Source organism: Streptomyces sp. NPDC085900, assembly GCF_044540925.1.
Classification (GTDB): domain Bacteria; phylum Actinomycetota; class Actinomycetes; order Streptomycetales; family Streptomycetaceae; genus Streptomyces; species Streptomyces gilvifuscus.
This window is the reverse complement of sequence record NZ_JBITSP010000008.1, coordinates 17,533-36,161: the sequence shown is the minus strand read 5'-3', so window position 1 is coordinate 36,161 and position 18,629 is coordinate 17,533. Positions and strand designations below refer to the sequence as shown.

Below are 18,629 nucleotides of genomic sequence, written 5' to 3'. Positions count from 1 at the left end.
TCGTGCCCCGCCGGTCAGCGCGTGCGCACGGCGGCGTACTCGGCGGCCAGCTCGTCCGCCATGCGTGCCACGGAGAACCGTTCGGCGACCAGCCTCCTGCCCGCGGCCGCGTAGCAGCGTCGGTCGTCGGCGGAGGTGGCCGCGATACGCCGTAGACCCCGCATCAGTCCCGCCTGGCCGGAGGTGTCCATCAGGATGCCGTTGACCTGGTCGCGAAGGTAGTGCGCGACGCCACCGCGGCGGGGCCGGCGACGGGAAGGCCCGCGTCCATCGCCTCCAGTACCGCGATCCCGAACTCCTCCTTCGCGCTCGGGCACACGTACCAGCAGCAGGCGTCGGCCGTGCGGTGCCTCAGGGCACGCTGCAGGCGGCGTATTTCGGTGTTCGGCAAGGCGGGCAGCAGGGCCAGGCGTGCGGCGGCCTGCGGGTATGCCGCGAGCAGTGTGTCGATGCGGCGGCGGATGTCGTCCTCGACGGCCGTGCCGGCGCCGGGGCTGCCGCCGACGAGGACCAGGGTCGTGGTGCGCCAGGCGTCCGTCGCCAGCCAGGCCCGGACCAGGAGGTCCTGCTGCTTGACCGGGTGCAGCCGGCCCACGCACAGCAGCACGGGCAGTTCACGGTCCCGGGGATCCAGGGCGTCGGGGCGGGTCCCGTCCCGGTAGAGCCGCTCCAGCACCTCGCGGCGCCGGGCGTCCTCGTCGCGCGAGGGCCGGTAGGGAGCGATGCCCTCGGGCGGCGCGCTGGGTCCGGTTCCCCCGTTGAGCCGGGCAAGGCCGGGGAAGTGGCGCACGAGTTCCCGTGTACCGCCGCGTCCGGGGATACCGACGACCGTGTCCGCGCGCTCGACGAGCCGGTCGGCCACGAACACCCGGTGCAGATCCTGCCGAAGGGCGTCCGCCGCCGCCGGGTCGGCCGGATCACTCGCGGCATGGCGCTCGGCGAGCCCGCGATGCGGGTCGGGCGTGGCCGTGAAGACCAGCGCGGCGCCCAGGCGCTCGGCGGCGTCGGCGAGCGCCAGGCTGCCGTCGTCGGCGTACCTGACGTGCAGGACGTCCAAGGGCCGTGGCATTCCGCCGAGCAGGCGGGCCGCCCACCAGGTGAGTGCGGGGCGGTGATGGTGCATCTCCGGCTGCGCCGGGGCCGCTGGGGCGTCCACGGGAAGCCTTAGCACCCAATGGCCGGGCGCGCGTTCGTGGGCGAGGCAGTCGTCGGCCGCCAGGTCCTCGTGCCCGGCCGTCACCACCGTGATCACGCCTGCTATCCCGTCGGTCACGGCCAGCCGGTCGCCGAGCCCGCCCAGCAGCACCGCCAGTCCACCGCTCAGCCCCTGCCCCGGAGTGTCCAGTCCACCCAGCAGCATGCTCTGGGCGACCAGCCGGCCCGCAGGGTCATCCCCCTTCGGGCCGAGCGCGGGCACCGGCGGGGCCAGCAGGAGCCGCTCGTAGGCGTCTTCGGCTCGGGAAGGGTCGGGCAGGTGAGCCGGGCCGCCGGGGAGCTGATGCAGGTACCGCCACGCGGAGTGGCGTACGACCCGGTGGCCGCTGGTGTGGGCGAGCGACGCGCCCTCGGCCGGGGTGAGGGGATGCAGGCCGGCGGCCACCGCGAGGTCCAGCAGGCGGCCCGCGGCAGGTCCGTCGCCGGACTCGCCGAGCAACTCGCGCAGCACCTCCTCGGCGTGCCGGGGGCCGTGCCAGCGCACGGTTTCCGGCCACAGTTCCCTCAGGACGGCCATGAGCCGCGGGTCGCCCTCACGATGGGCGAGCAGGGCCTCCGGGGTCAGCGGTACCCCCAGGCGGGCCGCGCGGCGCAGTCCCGCCACGGCCTTGTCCCGGCGGTCGACCCCGGGCCCGTCGCCGGGCGGCACGGCGCGGGGCCGCAGCCCGTATTCGGCCTCCAACAGCCTCGCCAGTTCGCCCGCCGTGCCCGGCAGGTGTCTGTCGAGTCTCGGCTCGGCGAGATGTGCGGTCCAGCCGGAGCCGTTGAAGAACGCGGTTCGGGCGGCCACCAAGGGGTCACGGTCCCCGGGGCCGACTCCTCCCGACCGTCCGGGGTCATGAGCCGCCGAGGGGGATGCGAAAGCGGTGCCGGCCACGGGTTCTCCTGTCTCAGGGACGGCGCTGACCTCTGTGGTTCCCGGGGCGTCGGCCTTCTGGATGCACCTGCCTGCCGTGCTGATCCCCACAGCGTCCGACCTGCCGGAACGTGCCTACGATGCGCAGGCGCCGCTTCGATGGACAGCGGGCGGAAGATGTCTGGCCGAGGGGATCGCATGCCGCGTGTCATTGTCGTCAGTCCCCCGTTCATGTCCCACGCCAGGCCGCTGTCGGTCCTGGCCGGTGCCCTGCGTCTGCACGGTGCGGACGTGTACTTCGCCTGTGCTCCGGCGTTCGAGCACCTGGCCCGGGAGGCGGGGGTGGGCTTCGAGCCGCTGTCCGTGACGCGCAACGCCAACACCGGCGTGGCCGAGGCGACCGAGCAGGACGCGCAGGAGGCGGCCCGGCTCGTGGAGTTCCTCGACGCCACCCGGGAAGGTGCCGTGTCGGCGCTGCTGGCCCAGGCCCGCCACCGCCGCGCGGACATGCTGGCCGACCCGGAGGGCGTGCTCGACGCGCTGCGCTCGGCCGACCGGCGGCTACGGCCCGGCTGGTACGTCGTGGACCAGCTCAGCTACCCGGTCACCCTGGCCCTGCACTGCCTGGGCCTGCCCTACGCGACCTTCTGCCCCGGACATCCCAGCTACGTGCTCTCCGGCCCCGACGCCTACTTCGGCGTCCCCTCCGCCTGGCCCGACGCTCTGCGCCCCGACACGGACCGTCTGCGGGAACTGCGGGCCGCGGCACGGGAGAACGACGAGGCCTTCACCGATCTGTTCGCGGCCTTCGCCCGGCGACACGCTCCCTCCCGGCCAGCTCCGGGCAGGGCCTTCGCCCTCAGTTCGCCGCACGCAGTCGTCTACGCCTACCCGGCGTTCCCGTGGCTGCCGACGCCTCCGCCGGGGCCGGCCCGCCTGTTCGCCGGGCACATGGCCGCCGCCGCGGAACCCCTCGGCGAGAAGTGGGACGCGCGCCTGAACATGCTGCGTACGAGTGGAGAGCGGGTCGTGCTCGTCGCGCTCGGTACGTTCCTGTCCGCCCGTGACGACGTTCTGCGCACAGTCGTCACGGGGCTGCTCGAGGGCATGCCGGACGTGTCGGTCGTGGTCGCGGCCGGAGAGCGGGCCGCCGCGCTGGCCGATCTCGCCGGCGAACGGGTCGTGGTCGTGGCTTCGGTGCCGCAGCGCGCGCTGCTCGAGCATGTGGACGCGATGGTGCACCACGGTGGCAGCAACTCCTTCACCGAGTGCCTGCGGGCGGGCGTGCCCGCTGTGGTGCTGCCGTTCTCCAGCGACCAGTTCTCCGTGGCCCGGGACGCCGAGCGCGCGGGCGCCGGTGTGGTGCTCGACCCGAACGCGCTGTCGCCCAACGACATCCCACCAGCGCTGAAGACGCTGTGGCACACCGTGAGCCCGCGCATGCCCGAACTGGCCGCTTCGGTACGGCGGCGAGGGCCACGATGGGCGGCCGGTGAGCTGCTGGCCGCCATGAGTCGGCAGGCGTAGGCGTACTGATCCCGGCCGCCGCAGCAGACACACGCCCGGCGGCAGCTCAGCCCAACGGCGTGCCGGACGCGGGCAGAGGCACCGGCGTACCGAACCGCACCGGGAGCCCGGGAGCGTACAGAACGCTCACGGGCTGGCCCCGCGGCCTCGACAGGCCCGCCGCAGCGACCAGGTCGTCCTCCCGGTCCAGCAGGGTGCACTTGCGGAAGGACCAGGCGGGGTGCGTGTTGGGCAGGTAGTAGGTGCGCCCGAGGAACCGCTCGTGCAACCCCCACCGCTGGGTGAGGAACTCCTCCAGCGGGCCGGCCGCCACCGGCTCGTCCTCCACGTCCAGCCACACCCGTGCCCCCGCGCGCGCACCCCGGCGCCGATTCGTGCTGTAGAGCAGTCGGTTGTCGAACCATTGGCCGCTGATGCGGGACCACCGGTAGGGCAGCCCGAAAGCGCCACGCGCCGTCAGTACGGGCAGCAGCCGGTCGCAGTCGAGGGAACGGAACACCACCCCGCGCCGGCCCGAATGGTCGCGGCTGTACAGCCGGACGTTGACCTCGCCGAAGCTGCCCAGGTACGGCAGGGCCGGGGTCCGGCCGAAGGCGAGGTCGTCCATGCGGAAGAAGACCAGGCCGACGTACGTCCGGCCCTGATACAGGTCGGGCACGGTACCGGCCGGCAGCAACCGCGCCACCTCGAACGGGTCGGCGGGCCAGTGCAGGAACACCAGGTCACGCCAGCGCTGCCGGAACAGCACGCGCCGCACCGGACGGGGCGCCAGCGGTGTCAACGCCTCCGCGGGCATGGCGCGGTGGGACGGCGGGCTGTACGCGAGACGTCTTCTCGGCATGCCCGCCCTACCGCACCACTTCGAGCGCCGCACCGGAGCCGGGGCGGACCAGTCTCGCCCCCGTGGACAGCGCCTCCACGATCGCGTCCACACCCTCCTGGACGGCCAGTCCCCGCGGCAGCGGCGGCACTTCGCCGACGACGGCGCGCGCGGCGAAGCCCGTGTCCATGTGCGGCAGGTTGATCTCCAGCACGGTCACGCCCCTGCGCCGTTGCTCGCGGCGGACCGCTGTCAGCCAGGTGGCCAGCGCTGCCTTGGCGGCGGCGTAGTCCGCCATCCGGGCGGGTGCCGCCTCGGCCACGATCCCGGTGACGGCGGCGAGGACACCGCCTTCGGACACCCGGTCCGCGGCGGCCCGCAGGAACGCCATGGGGGCCAGGGCGTTCGCCGCCATCAGATGCTCGGAGACCGCGTCCTCCACCTCCCCGACCGGCCCGAAGGCGGCAACGCCGACGCTCACGACGACACCGTCCAGGCCGCCCAGCTCCGCCGCCGCCCAGTCGACGGTCTTCGCACAGGAGTCGACGTCCCAGGCGTCGAAGGTGCAGGTGGGAGCTTGCTCGCAGGCCGCCGAGACACGCGTGAGGGCCTCGCGGTCACGACCGGCCAGTGCGATGCGGGCGCCGAGAGAGTGCAGGCGGACGGCGAGCGCCGCCCCGATCTCCCCGCCGGCACCGGGCACCAGCATCCGTGCACCTCGTAGGTCCATGCCCCGCCTCCCGATTCCGCCGACGACCTGCCACTACGTGTCTGGCTTCGCCGGTCGGCCGCCGGCCGGATGCAGCCGGTGGCACGCCGAGAACGTCAAATCGCGTCTCCGCGTTATTGGCGGGCGACGGCCCCTACCTCCGTGAGTTCCCGCAGGTCCTTTGTGGCGGCGCGGGGCCGTGGCCGGTCTGCTGTCCCGGTCGCGGTCCCGCCGGCGGGGGCGTGGCGGGTCAGCAGCCGCCGGAGGCGGCCGGGGAGCCGAGGCCGATCTGGAACGTGGCCGGGGCGCCGCAGCATCCGCCGCCTTCGCCGCCCTGGGCGGCGTCGGGGTCGTCGAACAGGCCCGCGCCACCGCATACGCCGGTCTCCGGCAGGGTCAACTCGACGCGTTCGGCGGCCTCGCGGTCGCCGGCGATGGCGGCGGTGACGGAGCGGACCTGCTCGTACCCGGTCATCGCGAGGAACGTGGGGGCACGGCCGTAGGACTTCATGCCGACCAGGTAGACGCCCTGCTCGGGATGGGAGAGCTCGTTGACACCGTGCGGGTAGACGGTGCCGCAGGAGTGGACGTTCGGGTCGATCAGCGGGGCGAGCGCGGTCGGGGCCTGGAGGCGCTCGTCGAGGCCCAGGCGGATCTCGGAGAGGAACGACAGGTCGGGGCGGAAGCCGGTCAGGACGATCACCTCGTCGACCGGGTCGAGGCGGCGGCCGTCCTCGGCGACCAGGACCAGGCGGTCGTCGGTGGCGCGCTCGACGGCCTCGATGCGGAAGCCCGTGGCCGCGCCGGCGTGTCCCTTGTCGACGGCGGCCTTGGCCCGCAGCCCGAGGGCGCCGCGCGCGGGGAGCTGGTCGGCCTCGCCGCCGCCGTAGGTGTCCGCGCCGATGCCGCGCCGGAGGATCCACACCGCGTGCGTGGCGTGGTCCTCCTCCGCCAGGTCGGCGAGATGGGCGAGCGCGGTGAACGCCGAGGCGCCCGAGCCGACGACGGCGGTCCGCTTGCCGACGTACCGGGCGCGCACGGACGGGTCGCTCAGGTCGGGGACGCGGTAGGAGATCCGGTCGGCGGCGGCCTTCTCGCCGAGGGCGGGCAGTCCGTCCGCGCCCATCGGTCCGGGGGTGGACCAGGTGCCGGAGGCGTCGAGGACGCCGCGGGCGGTGATCCGCTCCTCGCGGCCGTCCACGGTGCGAACGTGCACGACGAAAGGCTGCTCGTCGCGGCCGGAGTCGACGGTGCGGTCACGGCCCGCGCGGGCGACGCCGGTGACCGTGGTGCCGTAGCGGACCCTGTCCCCCAGGACGTCGGCGAGCGGCTGCAGGTACTTCTCGGCCCAGTCGCCGCCGGTCGGATACGCGGCTCCGTCGGGGCGGGTCCAGCCGGCCGGGGCGAGCAGCTTCTCGGCGGCGGGATCGGTGATCTCGGCCCACGGCGAGAACAGCCGGATATGCGCCCAGGCCCGTACGGCGGTGCCGGCGGAGGGTCCGGCCTCCAGGACCAGCGGCTCGATGCCACGCTCGACGAGGTGGGCGGCGGCGGCCAGGCCGATGGGGCCGGCGCCGACGACCACGACGGGCGGCTGCTCGGTCATGGGCACACTGCTGATGGGCACAGCCACGGGATTCCCCTTTGCTTCGACATTCGTCGATGAGTACACGGCCAGCATGCCAACTGATTCGACGAACGTCAACATAGACATTCATCTAATCAGCATCGCTGGTTCGACATGTGTCAACATAGATGCATGTCGAACACCAAGGCGCTGCCGCTGCTGGAACCCGCCGCCGGCGAGGAGGCGGCGCCGTGCTGCCCTCCCCTCACCGAGCGCCCGTTCACCGCGGACGAAGCGGAGACGGCCGCCCGCATGTTCAAGGCCCTCGGTGATCCGGTGCGGCTGAGGCTGTTCTCCGCGGTCGCCTCGCACGAGGGCGGCGAGGCGTGCGTGTGCGACATCTCCGACGTCGGCGTCTCACAGCCGACGGTGTCCCACCACCTGAAGAAGCTCAAGGACGCCGGTCTGCTCAGTTCCGAACGGCGCGGCACCTGGGTCTACTACCGGGTCGAGCCGTCCGTCCTGGCCACCATGGGCAGGCTGCTGGCCATTCCGCCGTCCGCGGCATGAGCGGGAGGCCGTGCGCGCCGGGTGACCGTCAGCCCTCCTGCGGGGCGAGCGTGAGCCTCTGCCCGGCCGCGAACCTGTGCCGCCAGGCGAGAGAGACGTAGACGAGCGCGACCAGGACAGGAACCTCGATCAGCGGGCCGACGACGCCGGACAGCGCCTGGCCGGAAGTGACGCCGAAGGTGGCGATGGCGACCGCGATCGCCAGCTCGAAGTTGTTGCCTGCGGCGGTGAAGGCGAGGGTGGCGGTGCGGTCGTAGGCCAGGCCGATGGCCTTGCCCAGGGCGAAGGCGCCGAACCACATGATCGCGAAGTAGGCCAGCAGTGGCAGGGCGATGCGGGCCACGTCCAGGGGGCGCGAAGTGATCGTCTTTCCTTGCAGGGCGAAGAGCACGACGATCGTGAACAGCAGGCCGTACAGCGCCCAGGGGCCGATCCTCGGCAGGAAACGCGACTCGTACCCTTCGCGGCCCAGCTTCCTTTCGCCGATGCGGCGGGTGAGGAACCCGGCCAGCAGCGGGACACCGAGGAAGATGACGACGTTCAGGGCGATCTTCCCCATGGAGATGTCCAGATGCCGGCCGTCGCCCAATCCCAGCCAGCCGGGCAGCAGTTCGAGGTAGAACCAGCCGAGCAGGCCGAACGCGAGGACCTGGAAGACGGAGTTGAGCGCGACGAGGACGGCGGCTGCCTCGCGGTCACCGCATGCGAGGTCGTTCCAGATGATGACCATCGCGATGCAGCGGGCGAGCCCGACGACGATCAGGCCCGTGCGGTACTCGGGAAGGTCCGGCAGGAAGATCCACGCCAGCGCGAACATCACGGCCGGGCCGATCAGCCAGTTGATGACCAGCGACGAGATCATGAGCCGCCTGTCGCCGGTGACGGCGTCGAGCCTGTCGTAGCGGACCTTGGCCAGGACCGGGTACATCATGACCAGGAGCCCGAGGGCGATCGGCAGGGAGACGCCGCCGATCTCGACCTCGGCGAGGGCGTCGTTCAGGCCGGGGACCGCCCGGCCGAGACCGAGGCCGGCGGCCATGGCGGCCAGGATCCAGACGGCGAGGAAACGGTCGAGCGTCGACAGTTTCGCGACGACCGACGAATCCCCGGCAGTCGTGGTCTCTGTGCGGGTCACGGGCAGGCCCTCTTGTTGTCGGCGGCGCGGCGAGCGGACTCGGCCAGTTCGGCGAACTGGCCGGCGAGCGAGGCGATGACGTCAGGGCGCAGCCTGTAGTACAGGTACCGGCCGCACGGTTCGGTCTCCACGACCCCGGCCTCGCGCAGCACTCTCAGGTGGTTGGAGAGATTGGTCTGCTTCGCACCGGTCTCCTCGATGAGGTGGGTGCTGCAGAGCGTCTCCCGCGCCAGCAGGGTGACGATCCGCAGGCGGAGCGGGTCCGCGAGAACCCGCATCAGATCGGTGTCGACCGGCGTCATCATGGGCTGATACTGTCACATCATTCTGAACTGATACCAGCCAGCACTGATCCATCGACCTCTGATCGCCACATCATCCGGCCCCGCGTGCGCTCCTGGTCCACTGACGAAGGAAGAACGATGTCCTCCAGCCCGCTCGCCTCCGTGCTGTTCGTCTGCGTCCACAACGCCGGACGTTCACAGATGGCCGCCGGATTCCTCGACCACCTCGCGGGCGACCGGATCGAGGTCCGCTCCGCCGGCTCCGTCCCCGGCGACCAGGTCAACCCGGCCGCGGTCGAGGCCATGCGGGAGGTCGGCGTCGACATCTCCGCGGCCACGCCGAAGATCCTCACCACGGAGGCCGTCCAGGCGTCCGACTACGTCATCACCATGGGCTGCGGTGACGCCTGCCCGGTCTTCCCCGGCAAGACGTACCTCGACTGGGCCTTGGAGGACCCGGCGGGCAAGGGCGTCGAGGCCGTACGCCCCATCCGCGACGAGATCCGGAAGCGCATCGAGGCGCTGATCGGCGAGATCGACACGAAGCAGGAGGCGTGACCTCGTGACGGTCTCCATCCGGGCCGCCCGGGAAGAGGAAGCGACCTTACTGTCCGATCTGGCGCTTCGCTCGAAGGCCCACTGGGGGTACGACCCCGAGTTCCTTGCGTCGTGTCGCGAGGAACTCACGCTCACAGGGCCGGAACTCGCCGCCCGTCGCACGGCTGTTGCGGAGCGACACGGCGGCATCGTGGGCTTCACGACCTTCGAGGGCGAGCCGCCCCAGGGTGTCCTGGGCATGATGTTCGTCGATCCCGACGCGATCGGGCAGGGCATCGGCCGGCTGCTGTTCACTCATGTGCTGGAGACTGCACAGGCACTGGGGTTCACCCGGTTCACCATCGATGCGGACCCCAACGCCGAGCCTTTCTACGAGGCCATGGGAGGCGTCCCCGTCGGCCGCGTGCCGTCCGGGTCGATCCCTGGTCGAACCCTCACCCAGTACCTGCGCAGAATCCCGAACTGACGGCCGGGTCGGTCTCACTCGGAGGCGACCGGGTTCTGCGACGGCGTGCGCGAAGAATGGCGCACGCCGTCGAAGTGTCGGCTACGGCAGTACGACGATCTTGCGTCCCTGGCCCGCCGCGAACTGATCCAGCGCCTGCGGGTATTGGGTCAGGGGCAGGCGGTGGCTGATGAAGATCTGGGGATCGAGTACTCCCGTCGCGAAGAGTTCCGCCGCCCGCTCGTAGCTGTGCAGGACGGCCATGGAACCGGTGATGGTGATTTCCTGGTTGTAGATGCGGTACGGCGAGATGGTGGCCGTCGTCGCGTAGTCCGAGACGCCGAACTGCAGGAAGGTGCCGGCCTTGGCGACGCGCTCCAGGCCGTCCTGGATGGCGGCGGCGTTGCCGGTGGCGTCGACGACCACGTCCCAGCCGGCCGGCCGTCCCAACTCGTCGGCGGAGAGGGCCGCTTGGGAACAGCCCAGCTTCTCGGCGGTCGCCAGTCGCTCCGGGTTGAGGTCGACGACATCCACCGAGGCGGCGCCGGTGCGCTTGGCGAGCTCCAGCATCATCAGGCCCATCGTCCCACTGCCGTAGATCAGGACGTGCGCGCCGAGTCTGCTGTTGAGGACGTCGTAGCCGCGCACGGCGCAGGACAGCGGTTCGATCAGGGCAGCGTCCTGGACGTCCACGTGGTCGGGCAGCCGTACGCAGTTGGCGACGGGTGCCACCGCGTACTCGGCGGCGCCTCCCGCCACGGTCACGCCGATCGCCTGCCAGCGGTCGCAGAGGTTGTTGCGGCCGGCCCGGCAGTAGCGGCACTCGTTGCAGTACAGCGAGGGGTCCACGGCGACCCGGTCGCCGAGGGCGAGTTCGGTGACCTCGCTGCCGAGGCCGACGACCTCGCCGGCGAACTCGTGACCCGGCACCACGGGGAGGGTCGGCGCGAACTCCCCCTGCAGGATGTGCAGATCGGTTCCGCACAGTCCGCAGGCCGCCACGTCGACCACGACTTCGCGCGGCCCGGGGGTGGGGTCGGGCATCGTGGTGACGGTGACCTGGCCGGGGGCTTCGATGACGGCGGCTTTCACTTGACTGCTCCTAGGGACAGGCCGCGGACCAGTTTGTCCTGGGCGGCGAAACCGGCGATGAGCACGGGCAGGGACACCAGCGTGGCGGCGGCGCAGAGCCGGGCGAGGAAGAGGCCTTCGCTGGTGATGAAGCCGACCAGGAAGACCGGAGCGGTGGAGGCGTTGGTCGCGGTGAGGTTGACCGCGAACATGAACTCGTTCCAGCTGAAGATGAAGCAGATCAGCGCGGTGGCGGCGAGCCCGGGCATGGCGACCGGCGCGACGACCCGCCACAGCACGGTGAGCAGGTTGGCGCCGTCCACCTCGGCGGCCTCCAGGATCTCCTTGGGGACCTCGGCGAGGAAGGAGCGCATCATCCACACCGCGATGGGGAGGTTCATGGCGGTGTAGAGGACGATCAGTGTCCAGACGTTGTCGAGCATCCCCGCGTCCTTGACGATCAGGTACACCGGCAGCAGGGCCGCGATGGCCGGCAGGAACTTGGTGGACAGGAAGAAGAACATCACGTCCGTCCACTTCCTCACCGGCTTGATGGACAACGCGTAGGCCGTCGGCACCGCCAGGGCGAGCACCAGCAGGGTCGAAATGACGCTGGCCATGGCCGAGTTGAGAAGGAACGGGGTGATGTCGCGGCTGAACAGCAGCTTGTACTGGTCGAAGGTGAGGGGGGCCAGGAGGCTGGGCGGGTTGGTGGCCGCGTCCGCCTCCTGGTGGAAGGAGGTGAGCACCATCCAGGCCACCGGTGCGAAGAACGCCAGCGTGGCCAGCCAGGCCACGAAGGTCCACAGCGGGGACAGCTTCGGCGCACCGCCGTGGTCGTCGCCGCGGCGGACGAGTTTCTTCAGCCTCGCCCCGGGGGCGGCGACTGCCGCGTGAGCGGTCATCGGGACACCTCCTCGCGGAACAGGGACGCGATGGTGCGCAGTGCGAAGGTCGCGATCACGATCGAGCCGAGGACGACGACCACGCCGGCGGCCGCGGCTTGGCCGTACTCGTATTTGCGGAACATGGTCAGGTAGATCTCGTAGGGCAGGTTGGTGGTCTGGGAGCCGGGGCCGCCCTGGGTGATCGTGTAGACCGCGTCGAAGGTCTGCACGACGTAGATGGTGCCGAGCAGGACGCCCAGTTCGATGTACTGACGCAGGTGCGGCAGTGTGATGTGGCGGAAGGTCTGCATCGCCGACGCCCCGTCCATGCGGGCCGCTTCGAGCACGTCACCGGGCTGGGCCTGCAGACCGGCCAGCAGGATCAGCATCATGAACGGTGTCCACTGCCAGACCAGGGAGATCACGACGGCGGGCATGGGGTACGACGAAACCCAGTCGACCGTGGGGCCGTTGGCGGCTCCGAACAGTCGCCATACGGCGTTCAGGGTGCCGTTGAGCAGGCCGTAGTCGGGGTTGTAGATGGCGTGCTTCCACAGCAGTGCCGCCGCGACCGGCATGACCAGGAACGGCGCGATGAGCATCGTCCGTGCCAGGCCCCGGCCGACGAACCGCCGGTCCAGCAGCATGGCCAGACCGAGGCCCAGGACCACGCTGATGAGCACCACCGACGCGGTGAGGACGACGGTGTTGAGGACCGCGGTGCGCAGTCGCTCATCGGTGAAGACGAACTTGAAGTTGGACAGGCCCACGAAGTGCCGCTCGCCCGGCTTGAGGATGTTCCACTGGAGGGTGGAGATCACGAGCGTGGCCACGAAGGGCAGTTGGGTCACGATGATCGTGAAGATCAACGCCGGTAGCAGCGGGAAGCGGCGCTTCCAGGCGCCGGCACCCTGGGACGTGCGTGGGCGGACGGGGGGCGAAGCTGTCTTGGGTGGGGCGGTGAGCGTGGTCATGGAGGGTTCCTCTGCCGGGACGGCCGCGGTGGGGGAAGCGGTGCCCGGCCGGGGGGAGGGCCGGCCGGGCGGTCAAGGTCACTTCTGGTAGTTCTTCGCGACGTCCGCGGCGAGCTTCTGGCCGTCGTTCAGTGCCTTGTCCACGCTGGTCTTGCCGGCGATGGCGGCGGAGATCTCCTGGGTGACCTTCGTGCCCAGGTCCTGGAACTCCGGGATGGCCACGTACTGGACGCCGACCGTCGGGCGCGGCTGGACGCCCGGGTTGGCCGGGTCGGCACCCTCGATCGACTTCAGCGTGATGTCACCGAACGACCCGGCGGCCTTCTGGTACTGCGGAATGGCGTACGTGCTGGCCCGCTTGCCGGAAGGAACCCGGGCCCAGCCGAGCTTCTCGCCGACCAGGTTCTCGTACTTCTTGCTGGACGCCCACAGCATGAACTTCGCCGCGGCGTCCGCGTTCTTGGTGGTCTTGGGCATGGCCCAGGCCCAACTCCACAGCCAGCCACTGCTCTTGGTCTGGGCGGTCGGGGCGTAGGCGTAACCGACGTGACCGGCGATCTTGCTGGAGGCGGGGTCTTCCAGTGATCCGGCGGCGCTGGTGGCGTCGTACCACATGGCGACCTTCTTCTGGCTCATGGCGTTGAGGCACTCGGTGAAGCCGGACTGCGCCGCGCCGGCCTCACCGTGCTTCTTGACCAGGTCCACGTAGAAGTTGGTGGCCTTCTTGAAGGCGGGGCTGTCGACCTGGGCCTTCCAGTCCTTGGTGAACCAGGTGCCGCCGAAGGTGTTGACCATGGTGGTCAGCGGTGCGCCGAGTTCGCCCCAACCGGCCAGACCGCGCAGGCAGATGCCCCGCATGCCGGGCTCGGCGCCGTCGACCTTGGCCGCGATGTCGGCTATCTGCTGCCAGGTCGGATGCTCGGGCACCGTGACGCCCTTCGCCTTCATGACGTCCTTGTTGTACATGAGGAACGACGACTCGCCGTAGAACGGGAGGGCGTACAGCTTGCCGTCGGCGCCGGAGAGGGAGGTGACGATCGGCTTGAGCAGGTCGGCCTTGTCGAAGGCCGTGTCCTTGTCGGCGTAGGAGCCCAGTTCGTGCAGCCAGCCGTTCTTGGTCCAGATCGGTACCTCGTAGGCGCCGATGGTGGCGACGTCGTACTGGCCGGCCTGGGTGGCGATGTCCTGGGTGACCTTGTCACGCAGCTCGTTCTCCGGCAGGACCGTGAAGTTCACCTTGATACCGGTGTCCTTGGTGAACGTGCTCTTGGTCAGCTTCTGGATGTCCTCCATCTGCGGGTTGCCGACCATCAGCACGTTGATGCTCTTGCCGCCGCCGCCCGAGCTCGACGAACCACCCGCGCCGCTGCAGGCGACCAGCAGTGAGCCGGCGGCCGAGGCCGTGGCGAGAAGTTGGATCATTCTCCGTGTACGCATGACTGACTCCAGGGGTGTTCGAGGGCATGGCGAACCAGGCCCGGGCCTTGCGGGTGGGGTGTGTGAGAGGTGGACTGCGGGTCAGGCCTGGACGACCTGAGGGCCCAGCAGTGCGTAGCGGCGGGCCTCGGAACTGTGCAGTCCCGTGTCGGTGACGATGGCCTCGAAGTCGGTGACCTGCGCGAAACGGCAGAAGCTGACGGCACCGAACTTGGTGTGGACGCCGGAGAACACCCGGCGTTTGGCGACCCGCATGACCTCGGCCTTCAGGGCGCCGACCGCGGGGTCGGGAGTGGTGAGTCCGTACTCGCGGGAGATGCCGTTCGCGCCGACGTACGCCAGGTCGATGGCGAAGCCGGACAGCATGCGGGTGGCCCAGTGGTCGACGGTGGCCAGCGTTCCGCCGCGCACCCGGCCGCCGAGCAGCAGGACGTTGATGTTCTCGGCGGCTGCCAGGGCGCCGGCGGTGGACAGCGAGGCGGTGACCACGGTCAGTGGCCGGTCGCGGGGAAGGGCGGCGGCGATGAGCTGCGGGGTGTAGCCCTCGTCGATGTAGACGGTTTCGGCGTCGCCGAGGAGTGCGACCGCGGCGGCCGCGATCCGGGACTTCTCGGGGACGTGCATGGTGGTTCGGAAGGCGAGCGTGGTCTCGAAGCCCGCGCTCTCCACGGGATGCGCGCCGCCGTGCGTGCGCCGCACCAGTCCGTGCCTCTCCAGAGCGTTGAGGTCTCGCCTCACGGTCTCCTTGGAGACCTGCAGCTCGACGGCGAGCTGCCCGACGTCGACGGATCCGTCACGGCGTGCCGTCTCCAGAATTCCACGTCTTCGTTCCTCGGTGTCCACGGCGACACCTCCGTTCCACGGCTCCGCATGGTGTGCCCGAGTGGGCTGACTCCGGAGCCCGTCCCGTTCGGGCTCTGGTGGCCAAATTTCTACAAGGGGACAGCGGCTACTGACCAGGTTCGTCGTCACGAAGTTCGTGACCGAATGTGACCGCTTATCGGAGCACGGATTCCCTGCTCGCCGGGGTGGAGCGCGTCGGACAAAGGGCGATGGGTGACTGCTCACGGACTGATGCGTGCCCGTCGGGTGCCCGTTTCCGGTTGGATCAGGACGGGCGGCGGCGATGCGGGCGGGGAAATCCGGTCACCGGAGGACAAGCTCCCCCGCCCTCACGGACGCGCCCGGGGCGGACCCGCATGCCGCGGATGACGAAGACTTACGTTGATCGGCAGGCCTACGGACTACACGGCACCTGCGGAGACCCACCCATCGTTGCCGCGGTGGCGGTCCAGGCCCACGGCCTCGAACTCGTCCTCGCCGAGACCGGCTCGTGCGCCCAGCTGATGCAGGGCTTGGGAGATGGGGCTGACTGCTCGCGAGAAGCGCGTCTTCGCAGGCTCATCCAGCGGTCCCCGTGCGAGGGTCCCGTCGGCCCAGACAGCGGCTCGTTGCTCGCCGACTCCCCCGAAGTACTCGGCCTCCGCGTACGCGACCGGTGCCGTGACGGACCACTGGGCCAGCACTTTGTCGAAACCGCCCGGCAGTCGCCAGAACCCCAGGGCACCTCCTTCGCTGCCGTCCGTGACGGCGTCGAAGACCTCGGCGGTCATCGGCATCAGTGCCAGGCCCTGGCGAAGAGACACCACCAGGGCTCCAGGAACCTCCCGCGACGCGGCCCGCAGCAACTCGTCTTTCGCGATCACCGCCTGCAATTCGTAACCCACTCCGAGCCCTCCCTGTCGGCTTCGCGTCTTTCCACTGTCACCGTTCGTCAGGCCCGCACCGGGGCCCGCTCGTCGAGCAGTCCTTCGGCTCGTAGGTCGTCCCAGATGGGGTTCGGGATCTCCGTGGCGAACGCGGCGATGTTGCGGCGTACTTCCTCCGCGGTGCGCATGCCGACCACGATTCCCGAGACGGCCGGGTGCAGGAGGGGGAAGGTCATCGCCAGTGCCGGGAGGGTCACGCCGTGTGCCTCGCAGACGTCGGCGATGCGGTGGGCGCGCTCGATCATCCGGGGCGCGGCGGGAGCGTAGTCGAAGGTGGCTCCCTCCGAGGGGCGGGCCGTGGCGAGCAGGCCGGAGTTGAAGATCGAGGCTGCGAGGACGGAGACGCCTCGATCCACGCATGCGGGCAGCAGCTCGTCCAGGGCGCTCTGGTCCAACAGCGTGTACCGGCCGGACAGCATCACCACATCGACGTCCGACTCCTGGACCAGCCGGGTCAGCTTGCCGGGGTGGTACATGCCCGCGCCGATCGCGCCCACCACGCCGTGGGCGCGCAGCTCGGCGAGGGCCGGCAAGCCCTCGCTGAGCGCGTCTTCGAAGTGCTCCTCCGCGTCATGCAGAAGCAGCAGGTCGATACGGGCCACGCCCATCCGTTCGAGCGAGTCCTCCACGCTGCGCAGCACACCGTCCCGCGAGAAGTCCCACACTCGACGGTGTGTGGCGGGCACCGCGAAGGCCTCGTCCATACGGCCCGCCGGATCCTGTGGGACCAGCAGCCTGCCGACCTTCGTCGACAGGGTCGCCTCCGCCCGTGGCTTGTCGCGAAGTAACCCGCCGATGCGGCGTTCGGAGTGTCCGATCCCGTAGTGGGGAGAGGTGTCGAAGTAGCGGATTCCGCTGTCCCAGGCAGCCTCGAGAGCCCGCGCGGCGGTCTCGTCGTCCAGCGGGGCGAACAGGCCGCCGAGCGGACCTCCCCCGAAGCCCAGTTCCGTGACCTGCACGCCGCTCTTTCCGAGCCGGTTCCGCCTCATGGCACACTCCTTCCCCACGGCCGGTGATCCGCGATCATCCTGCCGTGGGCCGCATGTCTCTCAAAGGGGTTTGTGAGGTGCGGTCTCCTCAGTGCCTGCGTGAGCGGGAGACTCGGCGGGTCTGTCCCCTCAGTCCTGTCCCGCCGTCAAGGCCGAACGGCCAGGAGTGGCAGCTGTCTCGATCGATGTATTCGAATGCGCGGGCCACCCCCCGGCGAGGACGACGTCCCCGGACTGGTACTGATCCCTGCCGCCGCCGACGCACTGACGGTCCCCGTCGTCGTCTCCGGCGGCTTCTGCGACGGCGACGGCCTGGCTGCCGCGCTCATGCTGGGCGCCGACGGGGTCAACATGGGCACCCGGTTCCTGTGCTCGACGGAAGCGCCGGTCGCCGAGGCGGTCAGGCGCCGGATCGTCGAAGCCACCGAGCTCGACACCGACCTCATCTTCCGCGAGCTGCGCAACACCGCTCGCGTGGCCCGCAACTCGGTCAGCGAGACAGTTGTTCGGATCCTTGTGGACGGTGGCACGTTCCCCGACATAAGCAGCTGGTGGTCGGTGCGCGCGGGCACCGGGTCTTCGAGGACGGCGACCTCGAAGCGGGCATCTGGTCCGTCGGCCTGTCACAGGGACTGGTGCGCGACATCGCACCGGCGGGTGACCTGGTGGAACGGATCGTGAACGAGGCGTATGACGTCATCACCCGTGTGACCGGGCTCTTTGCCGACAGCGCGCGGATGTAGCGGGCGAACTGTCGTCCGACCCACAAGCGAAGACCAAGGCTTGCCCGCATGCCCAACTCGGCCTCGTACAGGGCGAGTTCTTCGTTGTCCGGCGCGTACACAGCTACACACATCGACGGCGGCCAGGACTCCCTTTTGTTGGATTTCAGCCATCCGGTAGAGAACAATGCGCATGTCTTCCGTACTATCGCTAAGACACGGGTGTGCAGCAGTAACCGCTGCCGCAAACCTGGCTATCAGGATGAACAGCACACGCATGAAATTCCGCACATGCCGCAGCCTGCTACCCACCGGCCGTGGCGCCCGGGAAAGGGTGTGAGCACCATGTCCGAAACCACTACCAACACCACCGAGTTGACCTCGCAGTACAGCACACAGGTGGCCGGCGACCTTGAGCGCAACCTCAAGGAGCAGGAGCGCGTGCAGGGAGAGATCGAGGCACTGCAGGGGCAGTTGTCCGCCCTGCAGCAGGACCAGACTGTGCTGGTGAACATCCAGCAGGCTCTCGGAGTCCCGGCGGCGCCCGCCGAGCCGGAGCTGAATCCGGAGCCGGAGGCCGTCGCTGCGGTCCCCGCTCCGCGCAAGCGGAAGACAGCAGCCGTGCCGGCCGCGGGCAAGCAGGCGCGTGCCGGCAAGTCCTCCGCCCCGGCCCGTAAGCGGGTCGGCAAGAAGACGGCCGCCGCGTCGCCGGCCGCAAAGTCGCCCTCGACCAAGCTCGTGGATCTCGTGCGCGATCACCTGGCCGGACTGAACGAGCCCCGCTCCGCTGCCGAGATCGCGACCTCACTGGAACAGCAGCATCCCGAGCGCGAGTTCAAGGCCAAGATCGTGCGTCTCACGCTCGAAGGACTCGTGGCCAAGAACCAGGCACAGCGCACCAAGCAGGGCAGGTCCGTCTTCTACACCACCCCGGAGGCCACCGAGGCCGCCCAGCAGGACGAGCCGGCGGAACAGCAGCCTGCCTGACCCCTGCCGACAAGCCGCCACGACGGCTTACATGTGATCACGGTGCCGCGCGGTAGGCCCACGCACTGCCGCACTCGACCAGACCCGCACCCTGGTCGAGTGGGCCA

General features: G+C 70.2%; 20 protein-coding genes. 6 read left to right on the top strand and 14 right to left on the bottom strand.

Translation table 11 applies throughout. The features are described from left to right. Nucleotides 1-14: 14 nt before the first annotated feature. Both ACIGDI_RS26570 and ACIGDI_RS26565 read right to left on the bottom strand, forming a co-directional pair. Nucleotides 15-191, bottom strand: a complete 177-nt coding sequence (locus ACIGDI_RS26570) for a hypothetical protein (RefSeq protein ID WP_399901299.1) — start codon at nucleotides 189-191, stop codon at nucleotides 15-17. Beyond that, entirely contained in the window at nucleotides 191-2,005 is a 1,815-nt protein-coding gene (locus ACIGDI_RS26565) for a glycosyltransferase (protein ID WP_399902228.1), read from the bottom strand. The genes ACIGDI_RS26570 and ACIGDI_RS26565 overlap by 1 nt, the downstream gene beginning before the upstream one ends. Nucleotides 2,006-2,269: 264 nt before the next feature. Here ACIGDI_RS26565 and ACIGDI_RS26560 point away from each other — a divergent pair, with 264 nt between their 5' ends. Continuing rightward, nucleotides 2,270-3,598, top strand: a complete 1,329-nt coding sequence (locus tag ACIGDI_RS26560) for a glycosyltransferase (protein WP_399901296.1) — start codon at nucleotides 2,270-2,272, stop codon at nucleotides 3,596-3,598. 46 nt (nucleotides 3,599-3,644) lie between these two features. On the opposite strand, the gene ACIGDI_RS26555 is transcribed toward ACIGDI_RS26560, so the two are convergent. The 3 genes from ACIGDI_RS26555 to ACIGDI_RS26545 form a co-directional block, all read right to left on the bottom strand. Further along, complete coding sequence (locus ACIGDI_RS26555) at nucleotides 3,645-4,439, bottom strand: YqjF family protein (RefSeq protein WP_399901293.1); 795 nt, start codon at nucleotides 4,437-4,439, stop codon at nucleotides 3,645-3,647. 7 nt (nucleotides 4,440-4,446) lie between these two features. Continuing rightward, complete coding sequence (locus tag ACIGDI_RS26550; RefSeq protein ID WP_399901290.1) at nucleotides 4,447-5,127, bottom strand: SDR family NAD(P)-dependent oxidoreductase; 681 nt, start codon at nucleotides 5,125-5,127, stop codon at nucleotides 4,447-4,449. A 250-nt stretch (nucleotides 5,128-5,377) separates the two neighbouring features. Continuing rightward, nucleotides 5,378-6,733, bottom strand: coding sequence for an FAD-dependent oxidoreductase (locus ACIGDI_RS26545; protein WP_399902225.1), 1,356 nt, complete (start codon nucleotides 6,731-6,733; stop codon nucleotides 5,378-5,380). Between the two features lie 153 nt (nucleotides 6,734-6,886). Here ACIGDI_RS26545 and ACIGDI_RS26540 point away from each other — a divergent pair, with 153 nt between their 5' ends. Next, nucleotides 6,887-7,264, top strand: coding sequence for an ArsR/SmtB family transcription factor (locus ACIGDI_RS26540; RefSeq protein WP_399901287.1), 378 nt, complete (start codon nucleotides 6,887-6,889; stop codon nucleotides 7,262-7,264). Between the two features lie 28 nt (nucleotides 7,265-7,292). Here ACIGDI_RS26540 and arsB read toward each other — a convergent pair whose 3' ends face one another. Continuing rightward, the gene (gene arsB, locus ACIGDI_RS26535; protein ID WP_399901284.1) at nucleotides 7,293-8,399 is read right to left on the bottom strand and encodes an ACR3 family arsenite efflux transporter; all 1,107 of its coding nucleotides are present in this window, start codon (nucleotides 8,397-8,399) and stop codon (nucleotides 7,293-7,295) included. After that, complete coding sequence (locus tag ACIGDI_RS26530) at nucleotides 8,396-8,704, bottom strand: ArsR/SmtB family transcription factor (RefSeq protein WP_399901281.1); 309 nt, start codon at nucleotides 8,702-8,704, stop codon at nucleotides 8,396-8,398. The genes arsB and ACIGDI_RS26530 overlap by 4 nt, the downstream gene beginning before the upstream one ends. A 117-nt stretch (nucleotides 8,705-8,821) precedes the next feature. On the opposite strand from ACIGDI_RS26530, the gene ACIGDI_RS26525 reads away from it, so the two are divergent. Then, on the top strand, nucleotides 8,822-9,241 hold the full coding sequence (locus ACIGDI_RS26525) for an arsenate reductase ArsC (RefSeq protein WP_399901278.1): 420 nt from the start codon (nucleotides 8,822-8,824) through the stop codon (nucleotides 9,239-9,241). A gap of 4 nt (nucleotides 9,242-9,245) precedes the next feature. Beyond that, complete coding sequence (locus tag ACIGDI_RS26520) at nucleotides 9,246-9,707, top strand: GNAT family N-acetyltransferase (protein ID WP_399901275.1); 462 nt, start codon at nucleotides 9,246-9,248, stop codon at nucleotides 9,705-9,707. 81 nt (nucleotides 9,708-9,788) lie between these two features. On the opposite strand, the gene ACIGDI_RS26515 is transcribed toward ACIGDI_RS26520, so the two are convergent. The 7 genes from ACIGDI_RS26515 to ACIGDI_RS26485 all read right to left on the bottom strand — a co-directional run bounded on the left by ACIGDI_RS26515 (nucleotide 9,789) and on the right by ACIGDI_RS26485 (nucleotide 16,813). Then, nucleotides 9,789-10,778: a zinc-dependent alcohol dehydrogenase family protein gene (locus ACIGDI_RS26515; protein WP_399901272.1), complete on the bottom strand. Its 990-nt coding sequence runs from the start codon at nucleotides 10,776-10,778 to the stop codon at nucleotides 9,789-9,791. Beyond that, a complete protein-coding gene (locus ACIGDI_RS26510) occupies nucleotides 10,775-11,662 on the bottom strand; it encodes a carbohydrate ABC transporter permease (RefSeq protein WP_399901269.1) in 888 nt (295 codons plus the stop codon). The genes ACIGDI_RS26515 and ACIGDI_RS26510 overlap by 4 nt, the downstream gene beginning before the upstream one ends. Then, nucleotides 11,659-12,618: a carbohydrate ABC transporter permease gene (locus tag ACIGDI_RS26505; RefSeq protein ID WP_399901265.1), complete on the bottom strand. Its 960-nt coding sequence runs from the start codon at nucleotides 12,616-12,618 to the stop codon at nucleotides 11,659-11,661. The genes ACIGDI_RS26510 and ACIGDI_RS26505 overlap by 4 nt, the downstream gene beginning before the upstream one ends. Nucleotides 12,619-12,696: 78 nt before the next feature. Further along, nucleotides 12,697-14,055 (bottom strand): ABC transporter substrate-binding protein, encoded by a 1,359-nt coding sequence (locus ACIGDI_RS26500; RefSeq protein ID WP_399901263.1) that lies wholly within the window; start codon nucleotides 14,053-14,055, stop codon nucleotides 12,697-12,699. A gap of 81 nt (nucleotides 14,056-14,136) precedes the next feature. Further along, complete coding sequence (locus tag ACIGDI_RS26495) at nucleotides 14,137-14,898, bottom strand: DeoR/GlpR family DNA-binding transcription regulator (protein ID WP_399901260.1); 762 nt, start codon at nucleotides 14,896-14,898, stop codon at nucleotides 14,137-14,139. Between the two features lie 401 nt (nucleotides 14,899-15,299). After that, nucleotides 15,300-15,782: a hypothetical protein gene (locus ACIGDI_RS26490; protein WP_399901258.1), complete on the bottom strand. Its 483-nt coding sequence runs from the start codon at nucleotides 15,780-15,782 to the stop codon at nucleotides 15,300-15,302. Nucleotides 15,783-15,829: 47 nt separating this feature from the next. Continuing rightward, nucleotides 15,830-16,813 (bottom strand): aldo/keto reductase, encoded by a 984-nt coding sequence (locus tag ACIGDI_RS26485; protein WP_399901255.1) that lies wholly within the window; start codon nucleotides 16,811-16,813, stop codon nucleotides 15,830-15,832. Between the two features lie 195 nt (nucleotides 16,814-17,008). On the opposite strand from ACIGDI_RS26485, the gene ACIGDI_RS26480 reads away from it, so the two are divergent. Together ACIGDI_RS26480 and ACIGDI_RS26475 are read left to right on the top strand one after the other, a co-directional pair. Next, the gene (locus ACIGDI_RS26480) at nucleotides 17,009-17,494 is read left to right on the top strand and encodes an NAD(P)H-dependent flavin oxidoreductase (RefSeq protein WP_399901252.1); all 486 of its coding nucleotides are present in this window, start codon (nucleotides 17,009-17,011) and stop codon (nucleotides 17,492-17,494) included. A 386-nt stretch (nucleotides 17,495-17,880) separates the two neighbouring features. Then, complete coding sequence (locus ACIGDI_RS26475; protein ID WP_399901250.1) at nucleotides 17,881-18,522, top strand: hypothetical protein; 642 nt, start codon at nucleotides 17,881-17,883, stop codon at nucleotides 18,520-18,522. The last annotated feature ends 107 nt before the right edge of the window (nucleotides 18,523-18,629 follow it).

What these genes read in the sequence shown, in the direction of transcription:
- ACIGDI_RS26570 (WP_399901299.1), bottom strand. Translation starts at nt 191, where the DNA reads ATGGACACCTCCGGCCAGGCGGGACTGATGCGGGGTCTACGGCGTATC.
- ACIGDI_RS26560 (WP_399901296.1), top strand. Translation starts at nt 2,270, where the DNA reads ATGCCGCGTGTCATTGTCGTCAGTCCCCCGTTCATGTCCCACGCCAGG.
- ACIGDI_RS26555 (WP_399901293.1), bottom strand. Translation starts at nt 4,439, where the DNA reads ATGCCGAGAAGACGTCTCGCGTACAGCCCGCCGTCCCACCGCGCCATG.
- ACIGDI_RS26550 (WP_399901290.1), bottom strand. Translation starts at nt 5,127, where the DNA reads ATGCTGGTGCCCGGTGCCGGCGGGGAGATCGGGGCGGCGCTCGCCGTC.
- ACIGDI_RS26545 (WP_399902225.1), bottom strand. Translation starts at nt 6,733, where the DNA reads ATGACCGAGCAGCCGCCCGTCGTGGTCGTCGGCGCCGGCCCCATCGGC.
- ACIGDI_RS26540 (WP_399901287.1), top strand. Translation starts at nt 6,887, where the DNA reads ATGTCGAACACCAAGGCGCTGCCGCTGCTGGAACCCGCCGCCGGCGAG.
- ACIGDI_RS26530 (WP_399901281.1), bottom strand. Translation starts at nt 8,704, where the DNA reads ATGATGACGCCGGTCGACACCGATCTGATGCGGGTTCTCGCGGACCCG.
- ACIGDI_RS26525 (WP_399901278.1), top strand. Translation starts at nt 8,822, where the DNA reads ATGTCCTCCAGCCCGCTCGCCTCCGTGCTGTTCGTCTGCGTCCACAAC.
- ACIGDI_RS26510 (WP_399901269.1), bottom strand. Translation starts at nt 11,662, where the DNA reads ATGACCGCTCACGCGGCAGTCGCCGCCCCCGGGGCGAGGCTGAAGAAA.
- ACIGDI_RS26505 (WP_399901265.1), bottom strand. Translation starts at nt 12,618, where the DNA reads ATGACCACGCTCACCGCCCCACCCAAGACAGCTTCGCCCCCCGTCCGC.
- ACIGDI_RS26500 (WP_399901263.1), bottom strand. Translation starts at nt 14,055, where the DNA reads ATGCGTACACGGAGAATGATCCAACTTCTCGCCACGGCCTCGGCCGCC.
- ACIGDI_RS26485 (WP_399901255.1), bottom strand. Translation starts at nt 16,813, where the DNA reads ATGAGGCGGAACCGGCTCGGAAAGAGCGGCGTGCAGGTCACGGAACTG.
- ACIGDI_RS26480 (WP_399901252.1), top strand. Translation starts at nt 17,009, where the DNA reads ATGCGCGGGCCACCCCCCGGCGAGGACGACGTCCCCGGACTGGTACTG.
- ACIGDI_RS26475 (WP_399901250.1), top strand. Translation starts at nt 17,881, where the DNA reads ATGTCCGAAACCACTACCAACACCACCGAGTTGACCTCGCAGTACAGC.